Genomic DNA, 12,727 nt, shown 5'->3' with positions numbered 1-12,727 from the left:
CGGCGATGGCGGCGCCATCCGGTCAGGACATGCGGTGGGCGCCGCCGGCTGCCACGGGATTTCAATGCTCCGGCGGTTGCCAACCGGCATGGTCAAAATACTCGCCGTATTGAGCGAGCGCCCGCACAATCTTAATGGCTCCCTGATCGCGGCGGGCCCCGGTCTTCATACTGGCCGCACCATCGATGATCTGCTCGAGGACCAGGTGAAGTTGCTGGTCGGCCTGCTCGGGCAGCTTGCAGTTCCCCACCACGTCATCGACTTGCGCCTGGATTCGCGCCGCCAGAGCCTCATATTGCGCAGGCGTAAACACATTGCCGTGAATGGGTGCCAGCGATTGCCTCATCGCGAGCGCGATGTCGTTCATGCCGCGCCGCAGGACAGCATCAGTCGGCCACTTCTTGCCGTGGTCGAGCGTCGGCCGGACTGTCGCGATTGGTCCTTCATGCGCGTGTGGTCCGGCGGCGAGAGCAGGCTGCCCCAGGACGACACAGAGTGCGAGGGCTGCCAGCGGGAGTGATTTGGGTGAGATGATCACGGGACTTCCTCCGAAGAGCTTCTTTGCCTTCAGGTGGGGGATCTCGGCAGGTAGGAGTTTGCGCTGGAGCAAAGTCTCGCGCGGAATGAGCTGCGGCCCCGCGACGCAGGATGCGTCGGGATTCAGCCATCAGGCCGGCGTCGGGCAATTGGCTGAATTGGAATGCTTCAAGCGCCTGCTTCGATTGAGCCCATCACGAGCAGCTTGAGTCAGCTCAATGCAACGCGGCTCGATCAGTTCAAGCTGGCGCCGAAATGCTGTGAGGCAAGGTCATGCAGAAGCTCAAACGGGTCTTTTGGGGCAGTCTGGCGGTTCTCGTCCTGCTGTGGCTGGTTGCGGAACCGCAGCCATTTGGTCCGGGTCCCTTCTTTCCACTTCGCGAGAGGATGGTCCAGTTGAGCGGCGTCCTGGCAATCGGTTGCATGAGCATGGCGATGATCCTCGCGCTACGGCCGAGTTGGCCGGAGGCGTGGCTGGGCGGTCTCGACAAGATGTACCGCTTGCACAAATGGCTCGGGATCGCAGCCCTTGTCGCTGCCGTTGTCCATTGGCTCTGGGCCAATGGTCCGAAATGGGCGGTCGGTTGGGGCTTGCTGACCCGACCAAAGCGTGGCGCGCGGCCCGCCATCGAAAACCCCATCGAGGCCTTCTTCGACGGCCTTCGTGGGCCGGCGGAGGGGCTGGGGGAATGGGCCTTCTATGGCGCCGTGGTGCTGATTGCTTTGGCGCTCATTCAAATGTTTCCCTATCGGCTTTTCTACAAGACGCATCGGCTCCTCGCCGTCGCTTATCTGGTTCTGGTCTTCCATGCGGTCACGCTGATCAAGTTCAGCTACTGGATGTCGCCGCTCGGCTGGATCGTCGGGGCGCTGCTTGCTGTCGGAACATGGGCGGCGGCCGTTGCGCTGTTGCGGCGCATTGCCGCCCGCCGGCAGGTCCAAGGCAGGATCACGTCGCTCAAATATTATCCCGGCGTCAGGACAATCGAGACCGAAATCGAGGTGCCTCATGGCTGGCCGGGGCATAGGCCGGGCCAGTTCGCATTCGCCACGTCCGACGTCTCCGAGGGCGCGCATCCCTACACGATCGCCTCCGGCTGGAACGCTGCAGACCCCAGGATCGTCTTCATCACCAAGGAGCTCGGCGACCACACCGGCCGGCTACGCGAGAAGCTCCGCGTCGGACAGGAGGTGAAGGTGGAAGGGCCCTATGGCTGCTTCACCTTCGACGACGATTGCTCGCATCAGATCTGGATCGGCGGCGGTATCGGCATCACGCCCTTCATTGCCCGCATGAAACAGGCGGCCATGAAGAACGTTCCTGGCTGCGCTGTCGCGCAGGCGGTTGACCTCTTTCACACCACCGCTGATGTGGATGAAGAAGCCCTCGGCAAGCTTGCAGCAGATGCGCGCTCGGCAAATGTTCGTCTCCACGTTCTCATCGACGCCCGTGATGGCCGCTTGACCGGCGACCGCATTCGCGAAGCCGTACCGCAATGGCGCGAGGCGAGCATCTGGTTTTGCGGTCCGGCGGCTTTCGGGGAGGCGCTCAGGCGAGACTTCCGTGCGCACGGCTTTCCTGTCGAACTGCGGTTTCATCAGGAGCTGTTCGCGATGCGATGACGGAAGCCGCATCTGCCGTCCGCTTCCCGGCTTGCCCCGGCAGCCTTTCCCTGTAATCTGCAACAAACAACAGGGAAGGGATCGATGGGAGGAGTCTTGGAGGGCGTGCGTGTGCTCGATTTCGGGCGCTATATCGCCGGGCCCTATTGCGCGACGCTGCTGGCCGAATTCGGCGCCGAGGTCATTCGCGTCGAGAAGCGCGACGGCAGCGAGGACCGCTTCGTGGCGCCGGTCGGCGAGAACGGCGAAGGCGCGCTGTTTCTCCAGGTCAACCGCAACAAGAAATGCGTCACGCTCGACCCGATGAAGGTTGAAGGGCAGGAGGTGATGCGCCGCCTGGTGGCGACCGCAGACGTCGTCGTCGCCAATCTGCCGCCGCAGACCCTGCGCGCGATGAAGCTGGACTACGAGTCCTTGAAGGCGATCAAGCCCGATATCATCCTGACCACGGCGACCGCGTTCGGCGGGCCCGGCCCCTGGTCCGACCGCGTCGGCTTCGACGGTGTCGGGCAGGTGATGTCCGGATCGGTGTACATGACGGGCGCAGGCGATCCGCCGTACCGCGCCGCGGTGAACTGGGTCGATTTCGGCACCGCGCTGCATTGCGCGTTCGGCACGCTTGCCGCCCTGATCGAGCGCGGCAAGTCCGGGCGCGGGCAAATCGTGGAGGGCGCGCTGCTCGCAACCGCGTTGTCCTTCACCAATGCGACGCTGATCGAGCAGGCGCTGATCAACGTCAATCGCGTGCCGACCGGCAATCTCGGCCAGACCGCGGCTCCCGCCGACATCTACCGCACCAGGGACGGCTGGGTGCTGTGCCAGGTCACGGGCCATCCGCTGTTCAAGCGCTGGGCGCGGCTGATGGGCGAGGAGGACGTATGGCTGAACGATCCGCGCTTTGCCGACGATATCAGCCGCGGCAACAATGGCCGCATTATCAGCGAGCGGATGGCGCGCTGGTGCGCCGAGCGCACCACGCAGGAGGCCGTCGATACGCTGGGCCAGGCCATGATTCCGACCGGCCCCGTGCTCTCACCGCAACAGGCGCTGGATCATCCGCACATCCGTGCCGCCGGCTTCATGCAGGACGTCGACTATCCCGGCCTGCCGAGCCCGGCCCCGGTGACACGGGCCGCGGTCCGGCTGTCGGAAACGCCGGGCGAAATCGCAAGCCGCCCGCCGATGCTCGGGGAGCACACCGATCTCGTCCTCAAAGAGCTCGGCTATGACGAAGCGGAGATCGCGGCGCTTCGGCAAGGCGGCATCATCTAGCATCGCAGCAGCCGCTTCAGCGCCAGCGCGTCGGCTGGGGCGGCGCTCTTCTGGTCATTGTCGAAATAGACATAGACGTCGCAGCCCTGCCGCTTCCAGGACTTGATGCGCTTGGCCCATTGCGCCAGCGCGCGCTTGGTATAGTGACCATGATAGCGCCCGCTGGGCCCGTGCCCGCGCACATAAACGAAGTCCGCCGTGCGCTTCCACGGCGCCGGCGCGTCGTGATGGTCGGACAGGCACAGCGAGATGTTCTCGTCGGACAGCATGCGCAGGATGCGCGGCTGGTACCAGCTCGGATGTCGGAATTCGAAGCTGTAACGCCGCTTCCGCGACAGCAGCTTGAAGAAGGATGCGAGGCGATCGGGGTTCGCCTCGAACTGCGGCGGCAGCTGGAACAGGATCGGGCCGGCTTTGCCGCCGAGCCGCGAGATGCGGTCCTCCAGCAGCTCGAGGCTGTTGACGGAGCGCTCCGACAGGCGCTTCCAATGCGTGATGAATTTCGAGGCCTTCCAGGCGAAGACGAAATCCCGCCCGGTCTGCTCGCGCCATCCCGTCACCGCTTCGGGCGTCGGCGTGCGGTAGAACACGCCGTTCAGCTCCGTGGTGTCGAACTGTCCGGCGTAGTAGCTGAGCTGTTGCTTCAGCGTCACGCCCTCGGGAAAGAACGGGCCGCGCCAGGAATCGTAGTGCCAGCCCGAAGTTCCGATCAGAACGCGCGCCATTGTCTCCGTGCCCTGCGTTGCCCTTGCCGGAGGGGAACGTCCGGGCGGCCGATACGTTGCTGGTGAAATCGCCATTGCCAAGGACCGGAACCGATGTACGCGCTGTTCGAAGGGAGCAAGCAGATCGGCGATCCCTTTCCCACCGAGAAAGAGGTTTGGGAAGCCGCCTTGATCGAGGGCCTCGTGACCGACGTCCCGGTCGCGGACGAGGAGGGCGGCAAGCTGCTGCCGGCCGGATATCACGTCGCGCGCGTCGAGGAGACGTTCGCGCCGAAGCGAGACTGGAAGCTGCCCCGCGAGATCTCGTGAGCTAGTTCGACGCCAGCGCCGCCTTGGCCACCTCGGCCATCCAGCTCGACGCCACGGGCAGGATGGCGTCGTTGAAATCGTAGCGCGGGCCATGCAGCTCGGCGCCGTTGCGCAATTCGCCATTGCCGATCCAGACGAAGGCGCCCGGCCGCTGCTGGAGATAATGGGCAAAATCCTCGCCCGCCATGCTGGGCGCGAGGTCGCGCCGCACGGGCGCCCGGACCTTTTCCGCAGCGATGCGCGCGAGGTCCGCCTCAGGCGGCGTGTTGACCACCACACCCACCCCCAGACAATCTCGGGCGTGACCTTGACGCCGAAGCTCGTCGCGATTCCGGCACAGGTGCGTTCGATGCCGTCGAGGATGACGTCCTTGACCGCTTCGCGGTGGTAGCGCAGCGTGCCGCGGATGGTCACGCGTCCGGCGATCTGGTTCGGCGCTGTGCCGCCTTCGATGGTGCAGAGCGACAGCACGGCGGTGTCGAGCGGATCGACGCCGCGCGCCACGATCGATTGCAGCGCCACGATCAGATGGCCGGCCGCCATGACCGGATCTCGCGTCAGGTGCGGCATGCCGGCGTGGCCCGCATGGCCCTCGATGGTGATGGTGATGCGTCCGCCGGAGGCCATGACGACGCCGTCGTGCACGGCGATGGTGCCGGCGGCAAGGCCGGGCCAATTGTGAAAGCCGAACACCCGCTGCATCGGAAAGCGGTCGAACAGCCCGGCCGCGACCATCGCGCGCGAGCCGCCAAAGCCTTCCTCCGCCGGCTGGAAGATGAGATCGACCGTGCCGCTCCAGCTGGTATCAGCGGCGAGCAGCGCGGCAGCGCCGAGCAGCGCGGCGGTGTGGCCGTCATGGCCGCAGGCATGCATCACGCCCGGCGTCTTGGACGCATAGGGCAGGCCGGTGTCCTCGGTGATCGGCAGCGCGTCCATGTCGGCACGCAAGCCGACGCGGCTCTGCGCATGCCCGCGCGTCAAGGTCGCGACGATGCCGTGGCCGCCGATACCGGCCTCGAATGGAATGCCGAGCTCGGTGAGCCTGTCCTGCACGAAGGTGGCGGTGGCTTTTTCCTGGAGCGACAGCTCCGGGTGGGCATGAAGGTGCCGGCGCCACGCGGTCAGTGTCTGGTGCAGCTCAGGTGTCAAGGCAACGCTCTCTCGCAAGGTGTCGGTTGCCGTCACCATAGCGGATTATCGGTGCCTTGCACCAAGCGCCTTGGAATGCCTCGCGTGCAGCAATGAGATCGGCGATCGCTGGGGCATCAACCGTGCCGCGTGCTCCACTTCACCTCTCCCGCTTGCGGGAGAGGCCGGGAGAGGGCTCGATCGTCATTGGGAGTCTCACTGCGGAGACAACCCTCTCCCCAACCCTCTCCCGCAAGCGGGAGAGGGGGCGCACCTCGCTTGTTGTCGCATCTCTCTAAGCCGCCAGCTTCGCCAGCCCCTTCCAGTCGAAGCTGATGCCATGCCCGGGCCGGTCCGGCGCCAGCGCCTTGCCGTCCTCGAGCACCAGCGCATGCTCGATGTATTTGTCGAGCCCAAAGCCGTGCGCCTCCAGATAGGAGCGGTTCGGGCAGGCCGCGAGCAGGTGCACGGTGATGTCGTGGGCGCCATGGCTGGTGACGGGCAGGTTGAAAGCCTCCGCCAGCCGCGCGATCTTCATGAAGGCGGAAACGCCGCCGCAATTGGTGACGTCGGGCTCGGGATAGGACACCGCGCCTGATACGATGTAGTTCTTAAACTCCCACAGCGAGCGCAGATTCTCGCCCGCCGCGATCGGCACGCCGCCGGCCTGCATGATGCGCGCGTGCCCGGCGACGTCGTCGGGGATGGTCGGCTCTTCCAGCCAGGTGAGGTCGTAGGGAACGAAGGCGCGCGCGGCCCGGATCGCTTCCTCCACCGTCCACTTCATGTTGGCATCCGCCATCAGCGGAAAGCCGTCGCCGAGATGCTGCCGCATCGCGGAGACCTTCGCGACGTCGGCCTTCAGGTCGGGCCGGCCGACCTTCATCTTGATGGCGCGAAAGCCCTTCGCGAGATTGCCGTCGGTCTGCGCGAGCAGCTCATCCACGGAGAGATCGAGGTCGATGCCGCCGGCATAGCATGGCACCCGTGCGTCGAAGCCGCCGAGCAATCGATACAGCGGCAGCTTGGCGCGCCGCGCCTTCAGATCCCACAGCGCGATGTCGAGCGCGGAGAGCGCCAGCACCACCGGCCCGCCGCGGCCGCCATAGTGCAGTGCCCACCACAGGTGATGCCAGAGCGCTTCGGTATCGTCGGCCTCGCGTCCCTCGATCAGCGGCGGGATCTCGCTCTTGAGGATGTCCGCCACAGCCCCGCCGTTGCGTCCCACCGTATAGGTGTAGCCGACACCCTCGGCACCATCGGCATCGCGGATGCGGCAGGTGATCAGCTCGAAGGCCGTGATCTCGCCATGGGTGGAATCCGACAGCGTGATCGGGAGGGGGATCCGGTAGAGGCCGGTCTCGATATTGGCGATGCGCGGCATGGTGCCTCCCTGTTTTTCTTTTGGTTCGTAGGGTGGGTTAGCTAGCGGTTGCGCGAAGCGCAAACGCTGGCGTAACCCACCTCTTCTGTTGCCGTGAATGGATATGGTGGTGGGTTACGCCCCGGGACTGCGCGCTGCGCAGCCCAAGGCTAACCCACCCTACAACCCAACTCACCGCATCGTCGCGAGTTGCACGGCCAGTGCGCAGGCGCGGTCGTATTCGTCGAGATTGATCCATTCGTCGACCGTGTGCGCCTCGTTCTGGCCGGCGCCGAAGGTCACGGTCGGAATGCCATGACGGACCATCCAGTTGGCATCGAGGCCGCCATTGGCCGTGCGCACGTTCGGCGTGCCGCCGACCGCGGTCACGGCCTCGACCGCGCGCTTGATCACGGGCTGGCTGTCCTTCATGCGGAACGGATAATAGTCGGTCTCGGCCTTGAACTTGACCTTGCCGGACTTGCCTTGCGCATTCGTGACCTTCTTGGCCGCCTTCTCGAACGCGGCCTTGTAGGCCCTGGTGATCTCCTTGAAGAACTTTCCGTCATGGCTACGGCTTTCGCCGCGCACATGGACGTAATCGGTGACGACGTTGGTGGCATCGCCCGCGGGGCGGCCTTCGCCGCCGGTGACGGGGCCGACATTGCTGGTGCCCTGCCGCTTGCCCTTCACCACCTTGCCGAACCAGCCGCCGGCCTTCACGTCGGCGAGCGCCAGCGCCATGATCATGGTCGAGGAGATGCCGCGCTCCGGCGCGACGCCGGCATGCGAGGCGCGACCGAAGATCTCGACGGTCCAGCGGTCGGCGCCGACCGCGCCGATCACGACGTTGGACGCCGCGCCGCCATCATAGTTGAACGCCATCACCGGCTTGCCGAGCGCGTCGAGCTTGACGTGGCGGGCGCCGTAGAGCCCGCTCTCCTCGCGTACGCAGAACAGCAGCGTGATCGGCGGATGATCGAGCTTCTGCTTTTCGAGCTCGGCGGCCAGCGTCACCAACACGCCGCAGCCGCAGCGATTGTCGCCACCGAGCGCGGTCCTGGCCTCGTTGACGATCTTGCGCCCGGACAGTTTCGGCTTGGCGCCGGCGCACAGCGGTACGGTGTCCATGTGGGTCATGAACATGATGCGCGGCTGGTTGTGCAGCGCGCCGCGGCCGGGCAGGTCGACGATGAGGTTGCCGGTCTCGGTCGGCACGGGAATGCGGGTGTTGGCATCATCGAGCCGGATCGCCTTCGCCGGCACGCCGCTCTCCTTCAGCGCGGCCATGAGCTCGCGCCCGATCGCCGCCTCCTGTCCGGTCACGCCTTCGACCGAGAGAAAGCACATGAGACGGTCGGTGGCGGCTTTGGTGTCGACGGGCATGGACTCGAATTCCCCTGATGCAGATTCGTAGGATGGTAGAGCGAAGCGAAACCCATCACCTCTCCGCAAGAACGATGGGTTTCGCTTCGCTCTACCATCCTACGGATTCGCAGTCGTGTAAGTCAAAAACATCACGACGCCGAGTGCCAGCATGGCAGCCATGAACAGCAGCACGGCCGGGAGTCCCGCGAGCGCTGCCACCGCGCCCGTCATCGACTGCATCAGCGCCGCGCCGAGGAAGAAGGCGAGGTTGATCGCGGCCAGCGCCTTGCCCGCCACTTGCGCATCGACGAGCTGGCGGGACATGCCGAACAGCAGGGGCTGGGCGGAGGTCGCAAGGCCAATCAGCACGAACAGCACGAGGTCGTATTGCGGCGGCATCACGGGCAGGCCTGATAGCACAGAGACCGCATAATACGGCGCCCCGAGCGCCATCATCGCCAGCAGCAGCGCTCCGGCCATATGCGAGCCCGCCACCAGCGCGCGACGCCGGCCGAGCCGGCGGTCGATCACGCCGATGACAAGCGGACCTATGATCATGGCCAGCGTGAATGCGCCGAGCTGGTTGCCGGCCTCGACCCGCGACAATCCCTTGACCTCCATCAGCCACGGCCCGCCCCACAAGCCGCGCAGCACCAGCGAGCTCGCCAGCGATACCAGCGCCAGCGCGATCAGGCCGCGCAAGGGCCGCGAGAGGCCGAGCCTGAGCACCTCGATCATCTGCGACAGCGGCGAGGACTCGTCCTTGTGCTCGGCCGGCTGATGCGGCACCAGCGCGAACACGGCGAGCGCGACCGCGACGCCGCCGAGCGCGGACATCCAGAACCCGGCGCGCCAACCCCAAGTGTCGACCACGAGGGCGAGCGGGCTCGCCGACAGCAGCATGCCGATATTGCCGATCGAGAGGATCGCGCCCGACCACAACCCGAACCGCGCCGCAGACAATTGCTTCGCCGCCAGCGTCATCGGGCACATCAGCATGCCCGAGGTAGCGACCCCCAGCATGAACTGCCCGACCGCGAAGCTCGCAGGGCCGGTGGCAAACCCCGACGCGACCGCGCCGAGCACGGTGACCGCCAGCAGGCTCAGCGACACCGGTCGCACGCCGAAGCGGTCCATCGCCGCCCCGACCGGGATCTGCGCCGCCGCAAACGCGAAAGGATAGATCGAGGTGAGGCTCGCCAGCGCCTGCGGATCGAGATGGAAATCCGCCGCCATCAGATCGAGGCTGACGGCCGGAATGGTGCGCAGCAGGGTCGAGAGCATGTGGCCGCAGGCGAGCGCCACGAGCGCAAGGATCAGCACGCGGGTGGCGGTGCTCGCGTCGTTGGCGGCTGTGGTCATGAGCGTTCCGTCCCGGCAAGGGTTTTGGATGGCTTACATGATGGTGAGGAGAGCGCCAATGGCGGCAGCGCGACCCCCTCATTCCGGATTGGGGTTTCAGCCGGCAATCCGCACGGCGTTCGCCAGGTGCTTCTGACTGTCCTGGCGAAGCACCGGGCGTGCGGTACTGTCGGCCTCAGGCCTGCTTTGCTTTAATTCGAGTCCAGTTCCCCCAGCAGCTTTCCTGCATCCTCCAGCAGCTCCTGGATCGCCCGTTGCTCAGTGATCCGATCCCGCGTGAAGGCGCCGTGCTTGCGCGCGTTGCGGTTGCCCCGTGGCGCGCCCGATCCCAGGGCACCGCCGTGCATGCGGCAGCGCAGCTTGCCGCGGACGGCCGGCGCGCGGCAGGCGAGGCCGCCGCGTGCGGGCGCCGCAGCGCGGGCTCGCCGCCATCGCGCGCGTGTTGCGCATACGATCGGCGCTCACGTGGTGGCACCCTGCAACATTTCGGTCCGGTCGTGCTCGTGGTCGCCGGCTCCGCGGGACGGGACCAGTCCCGCGACTGTCGCGGTGCCCGGCTCGCCCACGGTCAGGTGCGCATGCTGCGCGACATTCCCCACGATTGCGCTGCCGCCGTCCTGCACCGACAGATTTTGCACCGTGATCGGACGCTCGCCGTTGCCGCGGTGGCGGTTGAGCGCTTCCATCTGCGCGGCGAAGGTGCGGGCCAGGCGGGTCAATGTGCGCGAAATGCCTTCTTGCTGCGAGAGGCCCTCGGTGAAGGCGAGGCGGGATGCGGCGCGCATCGTGGCGACGTGAACGGACACCATCTGCGCCGTCAGCATGGCCTCGAGCGAATCCCTGGGGGCGATGCCTTTCACCATCGAGATCATGAAGGCAAGATTGTCCTCGTCGGGCTTCTGCAGGATCACGCTGGCTTTCATCAATTGCTTGAGGATGCCGTGCAGCGCGTCGCGGTCGACGGCGCCGAGCGCCTCGCCCAACAGCCGTTCGCCGGTCTGGGCGTCGGGATGCTGGATCACGATTTCCCGTCGATTGAGCTTGATCCGTGGGCTCGGCCGGCTGCCGTCATATCTGGCGGCGGCGGACGTCGTGCTGTTGCGGGTCAGGGCAGTCGTCATGTCGATATCTCCTTTGGGCCCACGGTAGGCGCGAGGCGGACTCGCGCGTGCGAGGCCGACCCGTGCGCTGCCGTGCGGCGGTTGCGATTGTCGGATGTCGATGAGCGGCTTGTGCGCGATTGAACAAGGCGCCCGTGGCCGGTCAGGCCGGGGTGCTCACGGTTGTCGCGACGATGCAACTATACCCCTGTTTTGCCCGACAACACAAAATCCATTTCGCCCCATCCGAAGCTTGCGGTCCTGCTGTAAGTCCTTGTTCCGACAGGGGCCGTCTACTGTGCATGGGGTTGTTTTCGCATTTTTTGTTTGGAAGCAGCGCGCACGTGCCGTGCGGCGGAATGAAGGCGCCCGAACGCGATTGCGAAATCCGGCGCGACCGCTATTCATGTTCCTCCAATGCGTCGCACCAACAAGCCTGCACAAGCGGCGCTGGTGAGGTCTGGGGAGAGAACCAATGCAACGAACCGTCCGCCTGCTGGCCGTCATCGCCGGATTGTGCGCCTCTGTGCTGCCCACCGAAGTCATGGCGCAGAAATATCCGGTGCGGCCGGTCAAGGTCATGGTCGGCTTCAGCGCCGGCGGGCCGGTCGATGTCGTCGCGCGCATCGTCGGCGATCGCCTCGGCAGCAAGCTGGGACAGCCCTTCGTGATCGAGAACCGCGCCGGCGCCAACGGCATGATCGCGGCCGAAGGCGTCGCGCGCGCCGACGCGGACGGCTACACCATGCTCGCCTGCAACTCCTCCACCATCACGCTGAACAGGACGCTGTTCAAGGACATCCGCTACGACCCCGAAAAGGACTTCGCACCGCTCACCACCGTCGTGTCGGCGCCGCTGGTGCTGGTGGTCAATCCGGAGAATCCCAAGACGGCCGACATCAAGACCGTCGCCGATCTCGTCGCCGCGGCGAAGGCGGCGCCCGGGGCGCTGGCCTACGGCTCGGGCGGCAACGGCAACCTTGCCCATCTCGCCATGGAGCTGCTTAGCCAGAAGGCCGGCATCAAACTGATCCACGTGCCCTATCGCGGCGGTTCGGCCGCCGAGGTCGGCATTCTCGCGCAGGAGGTGCTGGCGGTGTTCGATCCGCTCTCCGCCGTGCCGCTGGTCAAGGCCGGCAAGCTGCGCGCGCTCGCGGTGTCCTCGGCCGAGCGGCTGCCGTCGCTGCCCGACGTGCCGACCGTCGCGGAAGCGGGCTATCCCGGTTTCGACATCTCGTTCTGGGTCGGCTTCTTCATGCCGAAGTCGACGCCGGCGCCGATCCTCGAGACGCTGCACCGGGAAATCGTCGCGGCGGCCAAGGATCCCGCAATCGCCGAGAAGCTCGGCTCGCAAGGCGTCGTCAGCGTGCTCAGTCCCGCCGACTACGCCGCCAAGATCGCGAAGGAAACGAAGGACCTTGCCGAGGTCGTCGCCGCGGCGAACATCAAGGCGGAGTGAGTCTCTACTCGCCACCCGCCAGCTGCGCCAGCCGGTCGAGCAGGGGGCGTTGGCCTGCGTTGATCTTCTCCCGCGCTGCTTCGAGCGTGAACCATTCGGCGCGATCGACCTCCGGGAAGGTTTGCCGTTGGCCGCTTCGTGGCGGCCATTCCATCTCGAACGTGTTGCTGCGAACGCAGCTCACGTCGAGATCGAGCTCGGCGGCGAAGGCGGTGACGAGCTTGCCGCCGCGCTGCTTGACCTGACCAAGCGCGGTCAGCGGCCCGGACAGATCGAGCCCAAGCTCCTCGGCGAATTCGCGCCGCGCGGCGATATCAGCATCTTCTTCGTCCGCATATTCCCCCTTTGGGATCGACCATGCGCCGAGATCCTTGTTGCGCCAGAACGGCCCCCCGGGATGAACGAGGAGAACCTCCAGCTTCCGGCGCCTCCGATAGGCGATGATCCCGGCACTCTTCGATGGCATCGCGGGGTTCCGTGC

The 12,727-nt window shown here is 66.0% G+C and carries 12 protein-coding genes and 1 pseudogene; 4 read left to right on the top strand and 9 right to left on the bottom strand.

The window, feature by feature from the left end; all coding sequences use genetic code 11:
• Positions 1-61: 61 nt before the first annotated feature.
• Positions 62-538, bottom strand: a complete 477-nt coding sequence (locus ACETMP_RS14240; protein WP_375161420.1) for a hypothetical protein — start codon at positions 536-538, stop codon at positions 62-64.
• A 272-nt stretch (positions 539-810) separates the two neighbouring features.
• On the opposite strand from ACETMP_RS14240, the gene ACETMP_RS14235 reads away from it, so the two are divergent.
• Together ACETMP_RS14235 and ACETMP_RS14230 are read left to right on the top strand one after the other, a co-directional pair.
• Positions 811-2,160 carry a ferric reductase-like transmembrane domain-containing protein gene (locus ACETMP_RS14235; protein WP_375161419.1) on the top strand — a complete coding sequence of 450 codons (1,350 nt, stop codon included), beginning with the start codon at positions 811-813 and terminating at the stop codon, positions 2,158-2,160.
• An 84-nt stretch (positions 2,161-2,244) separates the two neighbouring features.
• Positions 2,245-3,432: a CaiB/BaiF CoA-transferase family protein gene (locus tag ACETMP_RS14230; protein ID WP_028135056.1), complete on the top strand. Its 1,188-nt coding sequence runs from the start codon at positions 2,245-2,247 to the stop codon at positions 3,430-3,432.
• Here the strand turns inward: ACETMP_RS14230 and ACETMP_RS14225 are convergent.
• Positions 3,429-4,157: a DUF72 domain-containing protein gene (locus ACETMP_RS14225; RefSeq protein ID WP_375161418.1), complete on the bottom strand. Its 729-nt coding sequence runs from the start codon at positions 4,155-4,157 to the stop codon at positions 3,429-3,431. The genes ACETMP_RS14230 and ACETMP_RS14225 overlap by 4 nt on opposite strands.
• A 93-nt stretch (positions 4,158-4,250) precedes the next feature.
• On the opposite strand from ACETMP_RS14225, the gene ACETMP_RS14220 reads away from it, so the two are divergent.
• Positions 4,251-4,466 (top strand): hypothetical protein, encoded by a 216-nt coding sequence (locus ACETMP_RS14220; RefSeq protein WP_375161417.1) that lies wholly within the window; start codon positions 4,251-4,253, stop codon positions 4,464-4,466.
• A 1-nt stretch (position 4,467) separates the two neighbouring features.
• On the opposite strand, the pseudogene ACETMP_RS14215 reads toward ACETMP_RS14220, so the two are convergent.
• From ACETMP_RS14215 to ACETMP_RS14190, 6 genes and pseudogenes are all read right to left on the bottom strand, one after another.
• Positions 4,468-5,615, bottom strand: a pseudogene (locus tag ACETMP_RS14215) (amidohydrolase).
• 274 nt (positions 5,616-5,889) lie between these two features.
• Positions 5,890-6,978, bottom strand: coding sequence for a mandelate racemase/muconate lactonizing enzyme family protein (locus ACETMP_RS14210; protein WP_375161416.1), 1,089 nt, complete (start codon positions 6,976-6,978; stop codon positions 5,890-5,892).
• Positions 6,979-7,149: 171 nt separating this feature from the next.
• Entirely contained in the window at positions 7,150-8,343 is a 1,194-nt protein-coding gene (locus ACETMP_RS14205; protein ID WP_375161415.1) for a M20/M25/M40 family metallo-hydrolase, read from the bottom strand.
• 99 nt (positions 8,344-8,442) lie between these two features.
• Entirely contained in the window at positions 8,443-9,687 is a 1,245-nt protein-coding gene (locus ACETMP_RS14200) for an MFS transporter (protein ID WP_375161414.1), read from the bottom strand.
• 191 nt (positions 9,688-9,878) lie between these two features.
• Positions 9,879-10,142, bottom strand: coding sequence for an HGGxSTG domain-containing protein (locus ACETMP_RS14195; protein ID WP_375161908.1), 264 nt, complete (start codon positions 10,140-10,142; stop codon positions 9,879-9,881).
• Between the two features lie 6 nt (positions 10,143-10,148).
• Positions 10,149-10,808 (bottom strand): hypothetical protein, encoded by a 660-nt coding sequence (locus tag ACETMP_RS14190; RefSeq protein ID WP_375161413.1) that lies wholly within the window; start codon positions 10,806-10,808, stop codon positions 10,149-10,151.
• 454 nt (positions 10,809-11,262) lie between these two features.
• Between ACETMP_RS14190 and ACETMP_RS14185 the strand changes: the two genes are divergently transcribed.
• Positions 11,263-12,246, top strand: a complete 984-nt coding sequence (locus ACETMP_RS14185) for a Bug family tripartite tricarboxylate transporter substrate binding protein (RefSeq protein ID WP_375161412.1) — start codon at positions 11,263-11,265, stop codon at positions 12,244-12,246.
• Between the two features lie 4 nt (positions 12,247-12,250).
• Here the strand turns inward: ACETMP_RS14185 and ACETMP_RS14180 are convergent, their stop codons facing one another.
• Positions 12,251-12,712 (bottom strand): NUDIX domain-containing protein, encoded by a 462-nt coding sequence (locus ACETMP_RS14180; protein WP_375161411.1) that lies wholly within the window; start codon positions 12,710-12,712, stop codon positions 12,251-12,253.
• Positions 12,713-12,727: the final 15 nt, after the last annotated feature.

The sequence above is a fragment of the Bradyrhizobium dasycarpum genome, from assembly GCF_042019905.1.
In the GTDB taxonomy this organism is placed as follows: domain Bacteria; phylum Pseudomonadota; class Alphaproteobacteria; order Rhizobiales; family Xanthobacteraceae; genus Bradyrhizobium; species Bradyrhizobium japonicum_B.
The sequence above is the reverse complement of the archived record's forward strand: the minus strand, read 5'-3'. Positions and strand labels throughout refer to the sequence as shown.

Excerpts from the sequence above, each read along its gene's own strand:
- ACETMP_RS14230 (WP_028135056.1), top strand. The coding sequence starts at position 2,245 with ATGGGAGGAGTCTTGGAGGGCGTGCGTGTGCTCGATTTCGGGCGCTAT.
- ACETMP_RS14225 (WP_375161418.1), bottom strand. The coding sequence starts at position 4,157 with ATGGCGCGCGTTCTGATCGGAACTTCGGGCTGGCACTACGATTCCTGG.
- ACETMP_RS14205 (WP_375161415.1), bottom strand. The coding sequence starts at position 8,343 with ATGCCCGTCGACACCAAAGCCGCCACCGACCGTCTCATGTGCTTTCTC.
- ACETMP_RS14220 (WP_375161417.1), top strand. The coding sequence starts at position 4,251 with ATGTACGCGCTGTTCGAAGGGAGCAAGCAGATCGGCGATCCCTTTCCC.
- ACETMP_RS14185 (WP_375161412.1), top strand. The coding sequence starts at position 11,263 with ATGCAACGAACCGTCCGCCTGCTGGCCGTCATCGCCGGATTGTGCGCC.
- ACETMP_RS14180 (WP_375161411.1), bottom strand. The coding sequence starts at position 12,712 with ATGCCATCGAAGAGTGCCGGGATCATCGCCTATCGGAGGCGCCGGAAG.
- ACETMP_RS14235 (WP_375161419.1), top strand. The coding sequence starts at position 811 with ATGCAGAAGCTCAAACGGGTCTTTTGGGGCAGTCTGGCGGTTCTCGTC.
- ACETMP_RS14200 (WP_375161414.1), bottom strand. The coding sequence starts at position 9,687 with ATGACCACAGCCGCCAACGACGCGAGCACCGCCACCCGCGTGCTGATC.
- ACETMP_RS14210 (WP_375161416.1), bottom strand. The coding sequence starts at position 6,978 with ATGCCGCGCATCGCCAATATCGAGACCGGCCTCTACCGGATCCCCCTC.
- ACETMP_RS14190 (WP_375161413.1), bottom strand. The coding sequence starts at position 10,808 with ATGACGACTGCCCTGACCCGCAACAGCACGACGTCCGCCGCCGCCAGA.